Raw genomic sequence first — 18454 nt, 5'->3', positions numbered from 1 at the left:
TCAGGTGCGCAATCGGTGTAGAAGGAATCTTCAGCGTCAACGCAGGCTTCTGAGCCAAGGCCTGCCTGGGTTCTATGAGTTTTGGACAACGGAGTATCTGGCTCGAAAGCCCTCCTGGGTCGTTGGTCTGTTTTTGAATGGTGGCTCGAGCCTGTCTAGCCTCACCAGCAGGCACGGCATGTTCCTTGTGTTCGGTCAAGAAACTCCCTGTATTCGGTAAAGCTGGCCTGCGTTCTATAAAACCGGCAACGTGCACCGCACCTGCTCTTCAAGGGCCTTTGGTTCTCTGAAGTTCTCCCCGCAGTTCAAACGACATGCGCTCAGAGTGTTTCTCCTGGTTGATTCGGCTAACTTCAGCGCTGGTTCTGCTGCCCAGAGAATCGAAGCAGTGTTGATGTTGCAGGTAGATCCCGAGCACGATGGCGGAAGTGTCGGCAGTATTCACGGGATACGAGACATGGGACATGGGCGCGGACGGCGGAGCTTGTTGTTGCTGTCAGGGCTGTCAGGGCTGTCAGGGATCTGGGCGGGTACGGGGCTGTATTCGCGCATTTCTCCAATGTCCAATATTTAGGAGTATTGGGCATTGCGTGTCACCTTCATAAGTCCTTTATATTCCGTGCTTTAATCTTTAAAGTTAGATCTGAATCTAGTTTCAGGTTGTTCTTGATGAGTCACTCCACTGGTTTCCCGGGCTTTCCACTATTCGATACGGCTGAGCTGATCCACGATCAGGCCACGCTTGACCGTTACCCCGGGCTGAGTTCCGGGCTCAGTGCCCTGCCTCTTGAGTTGGAATCGGTGCGTAAGGATTTTGATATCTGTCGCAGCTTTCTGGTGAAATACTCTGACGTTTCAGGAACCTATGGCCGTTTTCGTAGCGAGGTCCAGCGCTTCCTCAATTACACCTGGGTCATTGCCCGTCGTCATCTTCATCAGGCCGATTCGGATCTGGTCACCAGTTATTTCACCTTCCTCAAGAATCCGCCGAACCATTGGATTTCCCGTGGTATTTATCCGGCCTTCCTGGACCAGGATGACTTGCGTATTTCCAATCCCGACTGGCGGCCGTTGGCGCTTCGTTCACGCGATGACGACGGCCCCTACTCCATCAGCCAGGCCAGTCTGAACGCCAGCCGTACCGCGTTGCAGACGTTCTTCAAGCATCTGATGATTCGTGGTTATCTGGATCGCAATCCGTTGCTTGATGTGCGTCGTCGGGATCGCAGTGCCAAGCCCCGACTTGAGGGAAACGAAAGTACGGATGTCCGGCGGCTGACGGATTGGCAGTGGTCGTTTCTGCTGGAAACACTGACCGATCTGGCGGACCGGGATGAACGTTACGAGCGCCATTTGTTTGTGATTGTGACGATGAAAAGCCTGTTCCTCCGTGTCAGCGAGCTGGCTCCCCGACAGGCGGATCAGGGGCAGTGGCGGACGCCGACATTCGGTGATTTCCGGCGCACCATTGTGGATGGCGAGCCGTACTGGGTGTATACGGTCTTCGGCAAAGGCGACAAGGCCCGCCAGGTAACCCTGCCGGATGCCTATCTGCCCTACCTGAAGCGCTGGCGAAGTGTGTTGGATCTCCCCTCACCTCTGCCCGTACCGGGCGATTCGATGCCGATTCTGCCATCCCGCAAGGGTGATGCGATTGGCAAGCGTCAGGTGCAGCGGCTGTACGAACAGGCGATGGTGCGCACAGCGGACCGTATGGAGGCCGAGGGTTTTTACGATGAGGCCAAACAACTGTTGGCGATCAAGTCTGAAACCCACTACCTGCGTCACACCGGCGCGAGTCAGGCGATTGAAGCCGGTGGGGATATCCGCCATATCAGTGAGGAGCTGGGGCACGCCAATGCCACCTTTACGGAGTCGGTGTACGTCAATGCCGAGCAGTCCCGTCGCCGCAATGCCGGGCGTAAGCGCCGGGTCTGAACCCCGGGGAACCTGTGAGCTCCAGATCACTGTGGCGCCTCAATCGCTCTGTTCCTGTTCCCGCAGGATGGCCTCCAGGCTCACCTTGGGACAGATCGCGTCATTGATGTAATCCAACAGATTGGTAGCCGCGCGGCGGATGTTTTTTTCGGCGTTGGCGTCGGTGCAGCGGCCAGTATCGTCAAACGCCTGCTGAACATGGGCAATGGATACCGCCAGTGGCAGCGGTACCGCGCCAACATGGGCGCAGATGGCGCGTATCTGTTCCGTGGACTTGATAGCACCAATCATGCCGGCGGCAACACCAAGGATGCCGACTGGCTTGCCCGCGAGCATGCTGGGGAACCCCAGGTTGTCGATGGCCAGTTTCATCGGGCTGCTGATGCCACCGTGGTACTCCGGTGAGGCGATAAGAACCCCCGTCGCCTGTTCCACGGTCTGATGGAACTGCTTGATAGCCTCAGGGTTTCTGGCTTCCAGGCCGGGTAGCGGCAAATCCAGGCTGGTCAGGTCAATGTGGTTGACGGTGACCTGGTTGTGACGGCGCAGCTCGTCTTCGGCCAGGGCCAGGGCCATGGCGGTATAGTTACCGGGGCGAACGCTGCCACACAGGGTTACGATGTTCACAGTCATGATCGGAGCCTCCTCAATTGGCCGTGGGCTGTATAGAGAAGGTAGCGTATCTGGTGGAGCTGTGGGCTCGGAGGCGACAGCGGCGGTTCCAGGAATCTGTCAGGTGGTCGTTTTTGCTTAAATTTCAGATGGTACTAGACTGCGAGTAACTGGAATGGAACCTGTGCTACCAGGACCCGAGACCAGGAATCGGTCATCAAGGAGCTGATTCGCCTCATGCCAAGTTACTTTACTCCCCTGCCGCTGCGAGCACCTGCTTCCCTGCCCCTGGTCGTCGCTGCATCGTTGTCACTGATGCCTGCTACTGCGTTGTCTTCGGATATGGGAGACAGTTTGTGGGACATATCACTGGAGGAGTTGGGGCAGATTCGGGTGGTATCGATCGCGTCGGGCACCAGCACGCCACTGGATAAAGCCGCCGCCGTTACCTCGGTGATCCAGGCCGACGATATCGCGGCAATGGGAGCAACCGATCTCGATCAGGTGCTGGAAACGGTACCGGGGCTCCACGTCAATCACTCCGACCAGGCGTTCTCGCCGAAGTACGTATTCCGAGGCATCACCTCCAGCTTCAATCCCCAGGCGCTGATGCTGATCAATGGCATTCCCGCCACCACGATGATGTTTGGCAATCGGGGTAACGCCTGGGGGGGCATGCCGGTCAAGGCTATAGAGCGTATAGAGGTCATTCGCGGGCCAGGATCGGCATTGTACGGTGCCGATGCCTACGCCGGTGTGATCAACATCATCACCAAGCATGTTCAGGATATTCCGCAAACGGTGATTGGTGGCCGGGTTGCCAGCTTTGACACCCAGGGTGGCTGGCTGGAATCGGCCACGGAGGTTGGCGACATCGGCCTGAGCCTGGTGCTGGAGTATCAGACCACCGACGGCTGGGATGAGACCATCGATCACGATGCCCAGACCAATTTTGATTCCGTCTTCGGCACCACCGCCTCCCTGGCGCCGGGACCTGTGAATACGGGCGTCGACCAGATCGATCTGCGGTTCGAAGCGGGTAACGAGCGCTGGACCTTTCACATGGGGCTGCAGGACCGCAGCGATGTCGGTACCGGTCCGGGTATTGCCCAGGCCCTGGACCCGGAAGGGAAGTATGGTTCGACCCGGGTCAACGCCGATTACAGCTATTCCTGGATTGATGTGATGGATGGCCTGGACCTGGAAGCACGGCTCAGCGTGTTCCATATCAGCCAGGACCCGGAGACAGACATAGTGCTCTACCCCGCCGGTGCCTTTGGCGGCGCTTTTCCCGACGGTCTGATTGGCAGCCCCGGGTACGAGGAGAACCAGGCCCGGTTTGACCTGAGCTCCATTTACAACGGCTTTGATCACCACCGTGTTCAGGCCGGCATCGGCGCCTTCTGGGCCGATCTGTACGACGTGTCTGAACGCAAGAACTTCAACCCCGACCTGAGTCCCAAGGGGCATGTGGAAGATGTCTCGGATGACCCGAGCCAGGTCTGGATGCCGGAGGAAGACCGGGTCAACTACTACCTGTTCCTGCAGGACGAATGGCAGTTCGAACAGAACTGGCAGTTGGTCAGTGGCGTTCGCTATGACTATTACACCGATATCGGCAGCACGGTGAATCCGAGGATCGCGCTGATCTGGGCCACCACCGATTCGCTGACCACCAAGCTGCTGTACGGACGAGCCTTCCGGGCCCCCTCACTCAATGAGCTGTATGTGGCCAACAACCCGGTTACCGTTGGCAATCCGGATCTGGACCCGGAAACCATCGATACCCTGGAGCTAGCCTTCTCTCACCAACTCACCTCGTCGGTGTCGTACGGAGCCAATCTGTTCTACTACCGGATTGATGATCTGATCACATCCATGGCTCAGGTTGGCCAGGTTGCGGCAAAGTATGCCAATGTCGGCGAACGTGAGGGTTATGGTGTCGAAATGGAGACACTTTACGAACCACGGACCGATCTGACTCTGGCTGCCAACTACGCCTATCAACGGGCCACCGATCAGGATACCGATGAACCGGTGGGCGAAGCGCCCAACCATCAGCTTTACGGTCGGATTCAATGGCGTTTTGTGCCGGATTGGCAGCTGTCCAGCCAGGTCAACTGGGTGGGGGAACAAAAGCGGGTAGCCGGTGACAGCCGCAAACCAGTGGACGACGCCGCCACCTGGGACCTGTCCCTGAGAGGATCGGATCTTGGCTGGGTAGGGTTGGACGCCTCGCTGACCGTACGCAATCTGCTGGATGAAGACGTGCGTGACCCCAGCCCGTTCGCCAGTCCGGTGCCCTCGATTCCCAACGACTTCCCGATGGCCGGCCGCAGTGTGGTTGGCGAGTTGCAGTATCGGTTTTAGTGTCCCGTCTGGTTAATTCGTTGACTTCCAGACGGGGCACTAGGCCGTTCGCCTACTCTGCGCCCCACTCCCGCTTGTCAGGACCATGGTAGACCACGCTGTCGCAGCGTACAGGCAGAAAACAGCCCTCGGCCTGGTCCCGGGCGTCCAGGTAACAGGGCACCATGCCGGCGGTAAACGCCAGTGAGGCGAACAGCTGGTACTCCTGGCAGCTCAGGCCCATGTCGGCAGAAAGTGCCGCATTAACGGCCGCAACGTTCATGGAGTAGCCGAAGCGGTTCTCCAGGTGGCGATGGACATCAAACGCCATGCGTACAAATCGGCCATGGGCGAGTCCCAGTTCCTGGGCCTTGTCCATGGTGTGGGCGATCCGCTCATCGGTCTTAGCCAGTGGCCGGCCGTAGCCATAAAGAATGCGGCCGGAGGCCTTCTCAGCGTCCACAAACGCTTCCAGTTCTTTCCCCTCGTCACACCAGCGCCCGGCACGGTAAAAGAAATCCAGTGCTTTGACTTCTGGCCGGCGGCCATAGATGGAGGCTTCGGAAACCGCAATGCCGGCCACCAGAGAGGTGGAGGCCGTGGCCCTTGCGCTTGCCGCCAGTGCGGTCACATGGTTGGGCCAGATCGAAGGGTCCGGGTAACTGGTGGCTACCCAGAAAAAGTTCAGCATGGCCGCAACCTGCTCGCCCGGGTCCCGTCCGAGGATGCTGTACAGCCAGAGACGATGCCAATGCCAGTCCCCGAGTTCGTGATGCAGATCCCGGCCATGCATGATGACCCGCTCAGACAGGTAAGCCTTGCCACGGTGGGTTGGCCAGGTGGATTCCGTGGCCAGCAGGCGTTGATGGCTCATGGTGAAACTCCTTCCCGGGCCGGGTCTGGCGTGTTTGGATCGTTCAGTAGCTGGATGGCGGGGCCGTAGTACGGAAACAGCTTCCAGCCGAGTCGCTTCTGCTCCAGGGCATGGACCGCCGCCCCGGGCAGACGCAGGATCAGGTACAGCATGGTGGCCTGGTCCGGCTCTAGCCCAAGATCCGCCAGGGCGGCAGACGCTACACCGACCATCGCCAGGGGGTAACCGGTTGCCTGTTCAAGGGCCTGGTATTCATTAGAGAGCCACGTCACGGCACCCTGGGCGGGGGCCTGGGTGGCAAGCGCGTCCAGGGCCTGGCAGACCGGTGTCGGTGTGCTGTCGCCATTGGGGTCAAAGCCCGGGCAGTGCTCCATTGGCAACCAGATATCAGGAATCTCCTCCACCTCCGGGTTGGCGATGCGCGCCTGCCAGGCCGGCAGATCTGCACCCAGAGCCTGCCACCACTGTAGCCAGACGGTCACTTCCTGGCCCCCGCCATACTGGCCGGAACCCGCCGCCAGGGCTGCGATCAGGGCGGAACTCGGCGTAGTGCCGGATACGCCTGCGTTCATCGCTGCCCGCACGCTGGCGTCCCGGGGACCGGGGTTGGCAAGCACCTTGGCGAGGGTTTCCAGTAACCGGCACTGCTCAGGACTCGGTCGCTGGCCCTGAAACAGCAGCAGCAAGTATTCAAACCACCCCGCCCGGGTGATCACCTGGCCATAGACATCGTAGCCATGGCAGTAGCAGTGGCGGGCGGCAAAGGGGTTGTCCAGCTCGGGTTCTTCCAGCCAGAAATGGGAATGGTAGACAAACTCCGAGGTCATCGGTGGGCCTCCCTCTCGCAACGTTTGATTTCCGGGCGGATGGCTTACGGTGTTGCTCCAGTGAGCACTTTCATGCGGGAGCCCATCGGTGGCAACTCATCCCGGTCGATACGGATATCCAGCAGACAGGGTCCAGGGCGAGTGAAGATGGCCATCAGGTCGAGGGCCAGCAGTTGCTCTGTCGATTCCACCCGATAGGACTCAATGCCCATCGCCTCGGCGATCCGGGCGTAGTTGATGTCAGGCAGATCGTGGGCAATGGACTCCCCGCCGCTGAGGGACTGGCCATGGCGCACCATACCGAGTGACGAGTCGTTCAACACGATCATCAGCAGGTTCAGGTTTTCCTGCAGTGCGGTTGTGATCTCCTGCCCGGCCATCAGGTAGGAACCGTCTCCGGTGACGCACACCACAGGTTGCTCCGGATTGGCCGCGGCAATACCAACGGAGGCGCCAACGGCCCAGCCCATGGTGGCAAAGCCGATCCCCAGGTGGACCAGGCAGGCGGAGGCCGGGAGGTTGCGGGGGCGGGAGACGTTCCAGTAGTGGATGCCCCAGAGAAAACTGGTGCCGCTGTCCAGCGCAACCCGGGTGCCAGCCGGGCAACTGCGGGCAAGGTGTGTCACCAGGGCCTGGGGTTTGATGGCGCCGGGTTGCATGTCGCATTTGCCGCGGTCGTCGTAGCTGACATCCGCTGGCAAGCCGTCATCCTCTATATGGGCGACTGAGGGCGTACGCTGGGGATCGTTGGCCAGCATTTCGGCAAACGGCTTGAGCATAAGTTCCGGTGATCCCAGGATGACCAGCCGGGCCATGTTGGATCGGGTCAGGTGTTCGGGATTGGGAGACAGATGAATCAACCGGTCGGAGAGGATGGCCGTTGGGTCCCAGCCGGCGGTGGAGACCTCGTCCAGCCCGGTGCCAACGGCAATGACCCGCTCAGCCTGATTGACCTTGAGGGCCTCGGCGGCGCTTTCATGGCCAGCGAAGCCGAAGATGCCGCGAAACAGCGGATGGAAATGGTCCACCAGGCCTTTGGCACGAGGTGTGGCCACGAACTTCCAATGGCGCGCTTCTATCAGCGCCATCAACTCTGACAAAGCACTGGCGGCTCCCTCACCGATCACCACGGTGACCCGGTCGGTTTCCGCCACTTCCTTGAGCAGTGCCTGCAGGCAGGTTTGACTCGGCGCCACGCTGTGGTTGGTGAACGCGCGAAGATTACCGGTATCGAGGCTTTCCGGGACCGGCAGCCGCATCACGTCGATGGGAATGCTCAGGTGGACCGGCCCCGGAGTATTGCTGAAGCTCTGGCTGATGGCCTGCAGCAGTTTTGGCTCCAGCTGTGCCGAATGGGACACCAGGGTGTTGTAGCGGGTACAGCGGGCGAACATTTCAACGGTGTTGATGCCGGTGCAGGAGGTTTCCTGCAGCGAGCCCTGACCGAACTTTTCCAGCGATGTCTGGGCGGTAATGACCAGCATGGGGATGCCGTCAGCGTAGGCGGAGGCCACGCCGGTAATCAGATTGGTGGCACCGGGACCCGCGGTGGCGCAGCACACCCCGAGGGTTCCGGTCTCGCGGGCATAGCCCTCGGCCATCAGGGCGGCTCCGGTCTCGTGGCGGGCGGTGACAGCGTGGATGCCTCCGCGCCGCTGGCTCCTGGCCAGAGCGTTGTAGAACGGTTCAATACTGCCGCCGGGGACACCGAAAACGCAGCGTACTCCCAAACGTTCCAGGTAGCGGAGGATGAGGTCTCCGTTCTCGAACATGACGCACTCCTTGTGCCCCGACAGGCTTGCGCCTGGGGCTATTCCAGCATTTTAGGCTTGGCGATGCCGAATCCCTGGGCGTAGTCCAGCCCCAACTCCTTGAGGCGTTGTTTTATGTCGTCGTTCTCCACGAACTCGGCGATGGTTTTCAGGCCCGCCGCATGCCCTACCCGGTTACAGGCATCCACGATGCCAAGGTCGATGGGGTCTTCCAGCAGGTTGCGCACGAAACTGCCGTCCACCTTGAGATAGTCCACGGGCAGGGTTTTGAGGTAGGAAAATGAGCTCATGCCACAACCAAAATCGTCCAGCGCGAACTGGAACCCGTCCTGACGGGTCTGCTGGATGAAGCCCAACGTGAGGTTCAGGTGGGCAATGGCTGCGGTTTCTGTGATCTCGAAGCAGATCCTCGGTGGCAGAATGTTGTACTGGCGTACCAGGGCGCGAATGTAATCGAACAGGTCCGCCTCGCCGAGGGAGTTGCCGGACAGATTGATGAAATAGGTGCCGGTCGGTTCCCGACCCAGGCCGGTCTGGTCCAGGTAGCGGAACGCCATTTCAATAACTTGCCGGTCAATCTTCGGCATCAGGTTGAAGCGCTCGGCGGCCGGAATGAAGGCGCCGGGCGGGATGATGTCATTGCCCTGCCTCAGTCGAACCAGGAACTCGGTACGGAAACCGTCGGCGTTCTCCGGTTGCAGTGCCACCATTTCCTGGTGGCAGAGGCAGAAACTCCGGCTGTGCAGCGCCTGCTGGATGCGACTGGTCCACTGCATGTCGGTCTGGCGTTGCTGCATGTCCTTGTCGTTGGACTTGTAGACCTGCACGTTGTTGCGGCCACGATCCTTGGCGGCATAGCACGCCAGGTCGGCGTGGCTGAGCAGTTCGGCGGTGGTGTCGTAATCCCGGTTGATCACCACCATGCCGACGCTGAGGGAAACCGAGAAGGGTTTGTTCTGCCACACAAAGCGGTACTCGCGCACCTCCTCACACAGTGCCTCGGCCACTTTGGCGGCATGCACCGCATCGCAGCCCCGCAGCAGCACACCGAATTCATCGCCGCCCAACCGCGCCAGGGTATCGTCAGAGCGGATGTGTTGTGCCAGTCGCCCTGAGACCTGTTTGAGCAGTTCGTCGCCGGCAATGTGGCCGCAGGTGTCGTTGATGATCTTGAACTGGTCCAGGTCGAGATAGAGCAGCACGTGCTGGCGCCCGGTCTCGCGGGCATCTTCCAGCGCCGTGGCCAGCCGCCGCTCAAACTCCCGTCGGTTGGCCAGGTCGGTCAGGCTGTCATGGAAGGCCATGTGCTCCAGGGTGGATTCGGCCTTGCGCTTGGCTTTGCGGACATAGCTCTCACGGACCTCCCGGTCGATGGCCGGGATCAGCCGCGACAGGTTGTCCTTCATGATGTAGTCCTGCGCCCCGGCTTTCATGGCGCTGACCGCCACCCCTTCGCCGATGGTGCCGGAGACGATGATCACCGGCAGATCGTCGGAAAAGCGGCGAGTCACTTCCAATGCCTGGAAGGATGAAAATCCGGGCATGTTGTGATCGGTGATCACGATGTCCCAGGGTTGCTCCTTGAGGGCGTCGGCCAGATCGAGTTCGTTATCCACCAGCTTGTAGTCTGGCTTCAGCCCTCCCTTACGAAGTTCCCGCAACAACAGCAGAGCATCGTCTTCCGAATCATCGACCAGCAACAGTTTCAGATATTCCTGATTCCGGTGTTCTTGAATCTCAGCCACTGAAGATACCTTTCGTTTGTGGCGTTTTCGGCACCAGTTCCGGTGGTGGCAGGCGATTCACCTGCAGCCAGTAGCTGGCCAGAATCCGCATGTGGTTGGTGAACTCCGAAAAATCAACGGGTTTTCTGACGTAGCTGTTGGCGCCGAGACGGTAGGCCTCAATCTGCTCCCCGGGTTCGTCCGACGACGTCACCATAACCACGGGCAGCCAGTTGGTTGTGGGCTCGGCACGGATGGTGCGCAGGACTTCAAGGCCGTTGACCCGTGGCAGCTTGATGTCCATTAAAACCACGCCAAGCCTGAGCACAGCGTCTGGGTCGCTGTTGGGACCAAAAAGGAAGTCGATGGCCTGTTGGCCATCCTCAAGAACGATGATCTCGCTGCCGTTGCTGGCCTGTTTCAGGGCCCGTACGGTCAGAACCTGATCATCGGGATTGTCTTCTACCACCAGGATCGAGTATTCATCCATGCCCGAGAGTGTCCTTATCTGGCTAGAGAGACGACGTACTCACCTCTTCGAGCATAGTTCGCCTAAGCCGGGAGTGGCAAATTGACATGGAACGTGGCGCTCTCTCCCAGCACAGAATGCGCCGAAACGTTGCCATGATGGCGCCGGATGACCCGATACACCGTGGCCAGACCAATACCGGTGCCGGCAAACTCCGCCGGGCTATGTAGCCGGTTGAAGGCCGTGAAGAGTTTCTCGGCGTACTTCATGTCGAAGCCAGCGCCGTTATCACGGATGGAAATGGTAATGGCATGCTGGCCGGGTTCGGCGGTGATCTCGATGCGTCGCTCCGGCTTCTTGGCAGAGTACTTCCAGGCGTTCTCCAGCAGGTTCTGGAACGCAATCCTGAGCAGACGGCTGTCTCCCCCAACCCGGATGTCCGGCTGGATATCGATTCTGGTCGGCGGATCTCCATTCATTTCAACAAGTTCCCGGCAGATTTCGGACGTCATCGCACTGATGTCCACGGTCTCATAGTTCAGTGGTTGGCGGCTGACCCGGGAGAGGATCAGCAGGCCGTCGATCAGATGCCCCATTCTGACGGCGGCCGAGCGGACCCGGCTGAGGTAGTCCCGGGCGGTCTGGTCCAGTTGGCCCGCGCAGTCCTCCTGCATGGCCTGGGAGAAACCGTCGATTGCCCGCAGCGGCTGGCGCAGGTCGTGGGAAACGGAGTAGCTGAAGGCCTCCAGTTCACGGTTGGCCAGGCTCAGCTCGGCGGTCCGTTCTTCTACGGTGCGCTCCAGTTCCCGCTGGCTGTTGAGGATACGGCGGTTCTGGCTTTCAATGGTGCCAATCATCTCATTGAACACCTTGCCGAGCTGGCCCAGTTCGTCGTTGCCGGCGACCGGCGCCCGCAGCGAGTAGTCGTGGGCCTGGGTGATCTGGCCGGCCGTGTCCGACAGCGCGAGAATCGGCTGGGCAATCACCCGCTGCAGGCGAATGGCAACAATGGCAACGAACACCAGAATGACCAGACCGATGCCCAGTGCCGCCAGGGCGAAGGTGCGGATGTGGTGATCCAGAACCTCCAGGTGGCACTTCAGGAACAGCTGGCCGATGGTGTCATCGTCCACGGTGATGGGGGCCAGCAGCTGGTAGTGATCGTCAGTAAAGCCAAGGCGCTGCGGCATGGCGAGATCGGGACAGGAACCGGCGTTGCTGGTCTGCGCCAACTCGCTGAGCAGATTGCCCGCGGTGTCGTAGATACAGCCCAGCTGAATGGTGTCGATGCGCTGCAGACTCTTGAGAATGTTGTTGAGCTGTCCCCGGTCCTCGAACAGCACCGCAGCGGCGGATTGTTCGGCGAGAATGGAGGCGATGGTATCCAGCTCCGAGGCCATCTGGTTGCGATAGTTGCGGCTTTCCAGCGTTGCCAGGCTGAAACAGACAAGCGCAATGCCCAGGGCGCTGGTGGAGAGCGTCAGGAACAGCAGTTTTGCCTTCAATGGCCAGTCGCGCCAATGCCAGCTGAGACTCATTGGATTACTCTCACAGCCAGTTCCAGCAGTCGGGAATCGACGGTCAGATTCGATGCCTCGGCAGCCCGAAGGTTGATTTCGAAACGGATGACGTTGCCTTGCTGAACGTAGCCGATAACGCCACCCTGGCGCGCGAAATCCGGTATATCGCTCACCGTGAGCTGATCACTTTCGCCTGCTGCGGTTATCAACTGGGGCAGTCTTCGAGCCTCAGACTGGCTGACAAAAACAACGCTACAGTCATTCATATCAACAAGTTGGGATGGGTATTTGAGGTAAATTGTGCGACCCTGAGCGGAGCGTCCCTCGATCGGGGCGAGCAATTCCCCGAACGGATCGTCGCCAAACACACAGAGGTTCAGGTCCGTCTCCGCATCATCAGGGCTCAGTTGCCAGCTGACGAAGCGGGTGAAGTTGTAGAGGAACGCCGCCTTGAGCTCATATTCCGAGCGTACGGAAGCCTGCGCGTGGGTCTGAAAAACCACCGCTAACGCACTGACCAGCAGGAGCAGGCTGGCGGGTTGCCAAAGGGGGAGATGTTTAATCAATCGCTCTTCCCTGACCAAGCGCCTGTGCCAGACATGAAAAGCGCAGGCTCGACAAAAGATTAGCACTCAACCCCTTGCCGTCAATGTTCAGCCGTTACGGCCATTTCAGCGCGCCGGATTCCCAAAGCGTTAACGGCGGCACTGAGCCGCTGGTGGTACATATGTTCTAATCCTCACCCAATCATGATCCAACGAGACTCAGGACCCAATCCCCCAATGACACGGCAAGACGAAGCCCAGACTCAACCGCAACCTCGCCATTCTGGCAGCGCAACGATCCGTTCCAGCAAGTCCGGCTCCAACGCCCAGGACTATGTGGTCTATCACTGGGAGCGAATACTCGGAGCAATCGCTCTGCTGGTTGTGGTGGTTGCCCTTGTGACCTGGGGGATCATGCACCTGATCTATCCAGCACCGGCCCGGCCAGGCAAAAGCGAGAGCACCCCGGCCCCGGTGGCGCAGGCTGAACCAGAACCGGTTGCTGTGGCAGCGCCGCCGGAAACGCCGAAACCGGCGGCGGAACGGCCAGTTGCGGCCGCGGCACCCCCGTCCGAGCCGGACTCTGAAGAGGCAGTGACTGAAGAAGCAGTGGCTGAAGGTACAGCGACTGAAAAAACAGTGACGCCGCCACTGGTGGAACACGACTCCCTGGATGACAATGCGTCCGAAGCCGAAGCCGAAGCCGAAGCCGAAGCCGAAGCCGAAGCCGAAGCCGAAGCCGAAGCCGAAGCTCAGTCCGCCGTGGCGACGGCGCCGGAGATTGGCCGGAACGACCAGGCACCTTCCACGGTTACTCTGCTGTCGGACCATATTGTCCGGGCCCGCCTGACCTTGGCTCTGGACAACAAGGAGCCGACCGAGGCGATACCGGCGGTGCTGCCGATGAACGCCGACGGCCTGATGCGGGTTTATCTGTTCACCGAGACCCGCAACCTGAATGGTCAGCTGCATTTCCATGACTGGTATCGAGAGGGCGACCGGGTCGCCCGCGTGCGGATCATGCCTTTCTCCGATGCGATGCGTGCCTCCTCGGGCAAGTTCATCAACCGTGACATGACCGGGCAATGGCGAGTTGAAGTGGTCACGGAAGCCGGGGACGTCCTCGCCGAGGCGGAGTTCGAGGTGAAGAGCTCCAGGTGAAGAATTCAAGGTGAAGAATTCAAGGTGAAGGGCTCGAAGTGAGAAGATGGGCCTTCGGAGACGGTTCTGTTTGCTACAAAATACCTCCAAAGGTGGCTAGACTGATCCGTTTAGGGCACGCTCTGAGGGCTGCATCTGCGGCGTTACGGCCCTTGCCAGAGGCGATTCGGAGTCAATCAGAGGCTCCGTAAGTAACAACAATCAAAACTCGGGTGCGGCTTTCTGGCGGCATCGGTTCCAGAAGGGATACGGCAGAGACGAGATGGACGCGGATCAACGACACAACAACCGATCCGACCGCCAATGGCCGCTGAGTACGGCATTGACGATGCTATTGATGATGCTGGCTTCGATGGTGGTGGCGGATGACGTCACCACAGAGCCCCATACACCTGGGGCCCCGGTGGTTATCGAGGATCAGCAACGGATTGATCTGGCATCGGCCTTATCGCTACTGGAAGACCCGGAACGCCGGTACACCTTTGAGCAGGTGCGGCTGGGCCGGACGCTGGACAGCTTCTCGCCCCTGGGTGAGCGCTCGGCCAACTTCGGGTTTACGGAAGCTGCCTGGTGGGTCAAGTTCACCCTTGCCAATCCCAGTGATCAACCCAAGCGTCTGTTCATCCGCCAGGATTACCCACTGATTGACCATTTGGACTTCTGGGCGCCGGCCTCGGACAAACACTGGCAACTGGTGTCTACCGGCGATATGCGCCCGTTTCACCTGCGGCCGGTGGAACACCGTCTGTTCCTGTTTCCGGTCACCCTGCCCCCTCAAAGTGAGTCCACCTACTATCTGAGGTTCGAGTCTCAGGGCTCAATGAACATCGGCTTGTTCGCCCACAGCCAGGTTGATCTCATGAATCTGGTCACCAAGGAATATCTGGCCCTTGGGGTGTACTACGGTGGCTTCATCGTGTTGCTGTTCTACAACCTGTTCATGTTCCTGACGGTGCGGGAACGGGCGTTTGCCTATTATCTGGTGTACCTGACCAGCTACGGCCTCTACATGTCGCTGCACAACGGCCTCTCCTTTCAGTTGCTGCTGCCGGACCTGCCGCTGGTTGCCAACAAAAGTCTGCTGGTCTTGCTGTCGATCTCCCTGTTCGGCGGTGTGCTCTTTACCCGAACCATCCTCAATACCCGTGCCCAGTCGATCCGGGCGGACCAGTTCGCCGTGGTGCTCCAGTGGGCGTCGGCGCTGATGATGCTGATCTCACTGTTGCTGAGTTATCGCTGGGTGATTGTGCCGTTGGCGGTGCTGACCGTCATCGCGTGCGTGCATATGTTTGTGTTGGGGCTGATGGCGTTGGCCCGGGGCACAGGCACCGCCCGCTACTACATGATTGCGTTCTCTGCGTTATTGATCGGCGTCTACATCTACATGGCCAAGACATTTGGGCTGCTACCCCACAACGCGTTTACCCAGAACGCCTTCCAGATCGGTTCGCTGCTGGAGATGGTGCTGCTCAGTCTGGCCGTCGCCAGCCGGCTCAATGAGCTCAAGACCGAGTCGTTCACCGACGCCCTGACCCAGTTGAAGAACCGCCGCTTCTTCAACGAGCAGATTGCCCAGGAGTACGCCCGCGCTGGCCAGACCGATGCCCCCCTGACCCTGGCGGTGATCGACATTGACCACTTCAAGGCGTTCAACGACAGCCGTGGCCATTCCCGCGGTGATGCCGCCCTGAAGATGGTGGCCAGTCTGCTCAAGGACCGCGTACGCAAGCCCAACACTGTGTGCCGCTACGGTGGCGAGGAGTTTGTGCTGATTCTGCCGGATACTTCCGACCAGGAGGCGGCGGTGCTGACCGAGCGGGTTCGCGCCACGATTGAGAAAGAAACAGCGTTTGGATTCAGCCTGACCGTGAGTATTGGCTTTGCTACCATGCATCCCGGCGAGTTTGAAGACACTGACTGCCTGTTTGTGGCCGCGGACTACGCCCTCTATACCGCCAAGGCCAGTGGCCGGAACCGGGTGGTGAACTATCGCGAGTGCGATCTGAAGCGGGCGCTGGACAATGCCCACCGGCTTACCGGAAACCTGATGGCTCAGCCGTCTGACTGAACGCCAGCAGTTGGGGAAAGAATGCCAGGAAATGGGCTTCCAGAGTGGCGTCCAGGGGGCGTAGTTCCTCGATCATTCCCTCAAAACGGTTGCTGAAGCGAATACGCTGGGCAATCCGGTCCAGTGCCAGGCCCACCTGGTCAAGGTCCCGGTAGGCATTGAACCAGTCCTGCTGGACCATGCGGGCGGTGGTCCGGGCCATGGTGTCCGGCATCAGGTAGCGGCCCCGTTCCAGGTCCCGGTAGACCTCATGGATAAAAACTTCGGAGGGCGTGTCGCAGAACCTGTCCCAGTGCCGCAGCAGGTAATGATCGAACAGCACATCCAAGGCGATGCCGGCAAAGCGGCGGCGCTGGGCCGAGAAACAGCGCTTGCAGGCCAGCACCTCCGGGTGGCGATCGGTAAAGGCATCCACCGCCAGGTGGTGTTGCCAGCCAAGACGGACCTGTGCAGGCAGTGTGTCCGGGTCAACGCCACGGGCAAAATCGCCCAACAGGTTACCGATGCGGGCCTGCTGGTCGGGCGGAGACAGGAACAGGTGAGCTAGGTGGTTCAACTATGTCCTCCTGGAGCGCTGTGTTTCCGGGGCTCGCGAGTGATTGCAGAAGGGTAGCGCCAAGGGTATTCTGGCGCACGTCTTAAAGCTGGCCAATTAGGGCATCCCTTGAGAAACCTCTATCCCGTCATATTCATCATCAGCGTGATGTTTGTGCTGCTGAGCATTTTCATGACGTTGCCTCCCCTGCTGCTGTTCGGTAACGATGCCCCCAACGCCGTCGCCTTCGCGGAATCGGCTGGTTTGGTGTTTGCGCTCGGCGTGCTGGGTATTTTGCTTGCGTATGGCAAGCCAAGGGATCTCAAGCCCCGCTACATGTTTGTACTGACGGTCAGCAGTTGGCTCATTATCTCACTGATCTCCTCCTTGCCCTTCTATCTCAGTGACAATGCCGGTATTTCCCTGACCGATGCCATTTTCGAGTCGACGTCGGGTATCACCACCACTGGTGCCACGGTGCTCACCGGGCTGGATACCATGGATCAGGATCTGCTGCTCTGGCGCTCAATCCTGCAGTGGATTGGGGGGATCGGTATCATCGGCATGTTCGTGGCGGTGTTGCCGTTCCTGCGAGTGGGCGGCATGCGGCTGTTTGCCACCGAATCCTCCGAGTGGACCGACAAGGCGCTGCCGCGGATGAAAACCCTGAGCCGCGGGCTGTTGCTGGTGTACGTGGTGTTCTCCATCCTGGCGGTGCTGACGTATTGGGCCTCGGGGATGAGCCTGTTTGACGCCTTTAACCATGGCCTGACCAGCATTGCGACGGGGGGCTACTCCACCTCTGACCTGTCGATGGGCAAGTTCAATTCCGACCTGATTCTGCTGGAAGCGACCTTCTTCATGATGATTGGCGGCATGCCGTTCTTCCTGTTTGTACGTGAGATGCATGGCCAGCATGGCGTGTTATGGCGGGATCAGCAGGTACGTCTGTTTGTTGCCATCCTGCTGTTGGTGCCCCTGTTCCTTACCCTGTATCGCTGGTACATCAACGACGACTTTGATCTGGCGTCCGGCTACATTTCGACCCTGTTCAATGTGACTTCGGTGGTGACCACCACGGGCTATGCCTCGGAGGATTATGCGGCCTGGGGATCGTTCTCGTTCGTGCTGTTCTTCTTCCTGATGTTTATCGGCGGCTGCTCCGGCTCCACTTCCGGTGGCATGAAAATCTTCCGTTTCCAGCTGTCGCTGATTGTACTGCGGGAGCAGTTGATGCGGTTGCTGCACCCGCGGGCGGTGCTGACGCGCAACTTCAATGGTCGGGCCGTCAGTGATGAAATCATCGCCTCAATGATCGCCTACACCTTCATTTTCCTGCTTTGCTTCATGCTGATCACCCTGGCGCTGGCGAGTCTGCACCTGGACTTCACCACCAGTCTCTCCGGCGCGCTCACCTCGCTGACCAATGTGGGGCCGGGCCTGGGCAGTGTGATTGGACCGGCCGGGAACTTCGCGTCCATACCGGACGCGGCCAAGTGGATACTGTGCGGCGGGATGCTGCTGGGCCGGCTGGAGATTCTGAGTGTGGTGGTGGTGCTGTCACCCGCCTTCTGGCGAAGCTGAACCGAACCGGTAACCGTCAGCCGCCGTTACTTGAAGGCGGCGTGCCGGCTCAGGCCCGTCGGGATCAGGAAGTTGGTTTCCCGTACCCAGCGCAGCAGGGAGCGTAGCTCAGGGCCAGGGTTATCGCCCTGCTCCTTGAATTCGACACCCAGACCATTAGGGCTGCAGCGGACCAGCGTGGCGTCCACGCGCTGATAGCCCCGGACGTCCGGATCATGAAGGTGGAACTCGATCTCGACGTCCTGATTCAGGTCGAGATTGGGGTTCCGGGTCGAGATGAACAGGCCCTGTCTGCTGATGTTTCTCAGCATGCCTGAGGCGACGAGTCGGCCCTTGCGGTAGATGAGCAGTGTCAGCCTGCCGGGAAACCGTTTGCTCTGACGTAACTCCATCGAATCCCCCCTGCCCGTCTGCCTTTCTACTTTTTATAGTTCGATCAAATCTGCGGGCATATGATTCAGGTCAAATATTGTACA

Annotated in this window: 15 protein-coding genes; 5 read left to right on the top strand and 10 right to left on the bottom strand. The window is 59.6% G+C overall.

Translation table 11 applies throughout. From position 1 onward, the window contains the following. The first annotated feature begins 669 nt into the window (after positions 1 to 669). Positions 670 to 1938 (top strand): tyrosine-type recombinase/integrase, encoded by a 1269-nt coding sequence (locus tag MLD24_RS18495; protein WP_248168590.1) that lies wholly within the window; start codon positions 670 to 672, stop codon positions 1936 to 1938. A gap of 39 nt (positions 1939 to 1977) precedes the next feature. Here the strand turns inward: MLD24_RS18495 and MLD24_RS18490 are convergent, their stop codons facing one another. Next, positions 1978 to 2571 (bottom strand): NADPH-dependent FMN reductase, encoded by a 594-nt coding sequence (locus MLD24_RS18490; RefSeq protein WP_227175882.1) that lies wholly within the window; start codon positions 2569 to 2571, stop codon positions 1978 to 1980. A gap of 333 nt (positions 2572 to 2904) precedes the next feature. On the opposite strand from MLD24_RS18490, the gene MLD24_RS21615 reads away from it, so the two are divergent. Further along, positions 2905 to 4920 carry a TonB-dependent receptor plug domain-containing protein gene (locus MLD24_RS21615; protein ID WP_282450718.1) on the top strand — a complete coding sequence of 672 codons (2016 nt, stop codon included), beginning with the start codon at positions 2905 to 2907 and terminating at the stop codon, positions 4918 to 4920. A 52-nt stretch (positions 4921 to 4972) separates the two neighbouring features. Here MLD24_RS21615 and MLD24_RS18470 read toward each other — a convergent pair whose 3' ends face one another. The 7 genes from MLD24_RS18470 to MLD24_RS18440 form a co-directional block, all read right to left on the bottom strand. Beyond that, positions 4973 to 5773 (bottom strand): citrate synthase family protein, encoded by an 801-nt coding sequence (locus MLD24_RS18470; protein ID WP_227175884.1) that lies wholly within the window; start codon positions 5771 to 5773, stop codon positions 4973 to 4975. Then, positions 5770 to 6600, bottom strand: a complete 831-nt coding sequence (locus MLD24_RS18465) for a citrate synthase family protein (protein ID WP_248168589.1) — start codon at positions 6598 to 6600, stop codon at positions 5770 to 5772. Before MLD24_RS18465 ends, MLD24_RS18470 begins: the two co-directional genes overlap by 4 nt. 44 nt (positions 6601 to 6644) lie before the next feature. Beyond that, entirely contained in the window at positions 6645 to 8372 is a 1728-nt protein-coding gene (locus tag MLD24_RS18460) for a thiamine pyrophosphate-binding protein (RefSeq protein ID WP_248168588.1), read from the bottom strand. A gap of 38 nt (positions 8373 to 8410) precedes the next feature. Then, positions 8411 to 10117 carry a two-component system response regulator gene (locus MLD24_RS18455; RefSeq protein ID WP_248168587.1) on the bottom strand — a complete coding sequence of 569 codons (1707 nt, stop codon included), beginning with the start codon at positions 10115 to 10117 and terminating at the stop codon, positions 8411 to 8413. Beyond that, entirely contained in the window at positions 10110 to 10586 is a 477-nt protein-coding gene (locus MLD24_RS18450) for a response regulator (RefSeq protein ID WP_248168586.1), read from the bottom strand. Before MLD24_RS18450 ends, MLD24_RS18455 begins: the two co-directional genes overlap by 8 nt. Before the next feature lie 62 nt (positions 10587 to 10648). Continuing rightward, positions 10649 to 12103, bottom strand: a complete 1455-nt coding sequence (locus tag MLD24_RS18445; protein WP_248168585.1) for an ATP-binding protein — start codon at positions 12101 to 12103, stop codon at positions 10649 to 10651. Then, positions 12100 to 12651, bottom strand: coding sequence for a YfiR family protein (locus tag MLD24_RS18440; protein ID WP_248168584.1), 552 nt, complete (start codon positions 12649 to 12651; stop codon positions 12100 to 12102). Before MLD24_RS18440 ends, MLD24_RS18445 begins: the two co-directional genes overlap by 4 nt. Positions 12652 to 12867: 216 nt before the next feature. Between MLD24_RS18440 and MLD24_RS18435 the strand changes: the two genes are divergently transcribed. Next, on the top strand, positions 12868 to 13791 hold the full coding sequence (locus MLD24_RS18435) for a DUF2914 domain-containing protein (RefSeq protein WP_248168583.1): 924 nt from the start codon (positions 12868 to 12870) through the stop codon (positions 13789 to 13791). Between the two features lie 262 nt (positions 13792 to 14053). After that, on the top strand, positions 14054 to 15859 hold the full coding sequence (locus MLD24_RS18430) for a diguanylate cyclase (RefSeq protein ID WP_248168582.1): 1806 nt from the start codon (positions 14054 to 14056) through the stop codon (positions 15857 to 15859). Here MLD24_RS18430 and MLD24_RS18425 read toward each other — a convergent pair. Further along, positions 15825 to 16415, bottom strand: a complete 591-nt coding sequence (locus MLD24_RS18425; RefSeq protein WP_248168581.1) for an acyl carrier protein phosphodiesterase — start codon at positions 16413 to 16415, stop codon at positions 15825 to 15827. The two genes, MLD24_RS18430 and MLD24_RS18425, sit on opposite strands and share 35 nt — an antisense overlap. A 147-nt stretch (positions 16416 to 16562) precedes the next feature. On the opposite strand from MLD24_RS18425, the gene MLD24_RS18420 reads away from it, so the two are divergent. Then, on the top strand, positions 16563 to 17978 hold the full coding sequence (locus MLD24_RS18420) for a TrkH family potassium uptake protein (RefSeq protein WP_227176095.1): 1416 nt from the start codon (positions 16563 to 16565) through the stop codon (positions 17976 to 17978). A gap of 26 nt (positions 17979 to 18004) precedes the next feature. On the opposite strand, the gene MLD24_RS18415 is transcribed toward MLD24_RS18420, so the two are convergent. Further along, positions 18005 to 18370 (bottom strand): PilZ domain-containing protein, encoded by a 366-nt coding sequence (locus tag MLD24_RS18415; protein ID WP_248168580.1) that lies wholly within the window; start codon positions 18368 to 18370, stop codon positions 18005 to 18007. Between the last annotated feature and the right edge of the window lie 84 nt (positions 18371 to 18454).

Source organism: Marinobacter xestospongiae (assembly GCF_023156385.1).
Lineage (GTDB): Bacteria > Pseudomonadota > Gammaproteobacteria > Pseudomonadales > Oleiphilaceae > Marinobacter > Marinobacter xestospongiae.
This window is presented reverse-complemented; position numbering and strand designations above follow the sequence as displayed.

Bases quoted from the DNA above. Each gene is read 5' to 3' on its own strand.
- MLD24_RS18430 (WP_248168582.1), top strand. From the start codon at position 14,054: ATGGACGCGGATCAACGACACAACAACCGATCCGACCGCCAATGGCCG.
- MLD24_RS18445 (WP_248168585.1), bottom strand. From the start codon at position 12,103: ATGAGTCTCAGCTGGCATTGGCGCGACTGGCCATTGAAGGCAAAACTG.
- MLD24_RS18415 (WP_248168580.1), bottom strand. From the start codon at position 18,370: ATGGAGTTACGTCAGAGCAAACGGTTTCCCGGCAGGCTGACACTGCTC.
- MLD24_RS18450 (WP_248168586.1), bottom strand. From the start codon at position 10,586: ATGGATGAATACTCGATCCTGGTGGTAGAAGACAATCCCGATGATCAG.
- MLD24_RS18435 (WP_248168583.1), top strand. From the start codon at position 12,868: ATGACACGGCAAGACGAAGCCCAGACTCAACCGCAACCTCGCCATTCT.
- MLD24_RS18470 (WP_227175884.1), bottom strand. From the start codon at position 5,773: ATGAGCCATCAACGCCTGCTGGCCACGGAATCCACCTGGCCAACCCAC.
- MLD24_RS18490 (WP_227175882.1), bottom strand. From the start codon at position 2,571: ATGACTGTGAACATCGTAACCCTGTGTGGCAGCGTTCGCCCCGGTAAC.
- MLD24_RS18420 (WP_227176095.1), top strand. From the start codon at position 16,563: ATGTTTGTGCTGCTGAGCATTTTCATGACGTTGCCTCCCCTGCTGCTG.
- MLD24_RS18465 (WP_248168589.1), bottom strand. From the start codon at position 6,600: ATGACCTCGGAGTTTGTCTACCATTCCCATTTCTGGCTGGAAGAACCC.
- MLD24_RS18495 (WP_248168590.1), top strand. From the start codon at position 670: ATGAGTCACTCCACTGGTTTCCCGGGCTTTCCACTATTCGATACGGCT.
- MLD24_RS18460 (WP_248168588.1), bottom strand. From the start codon at position 8,372: ATGTTCGAGAACGGAGACCTCATCCTCCGCTACCTGGAACGTTTGGGA.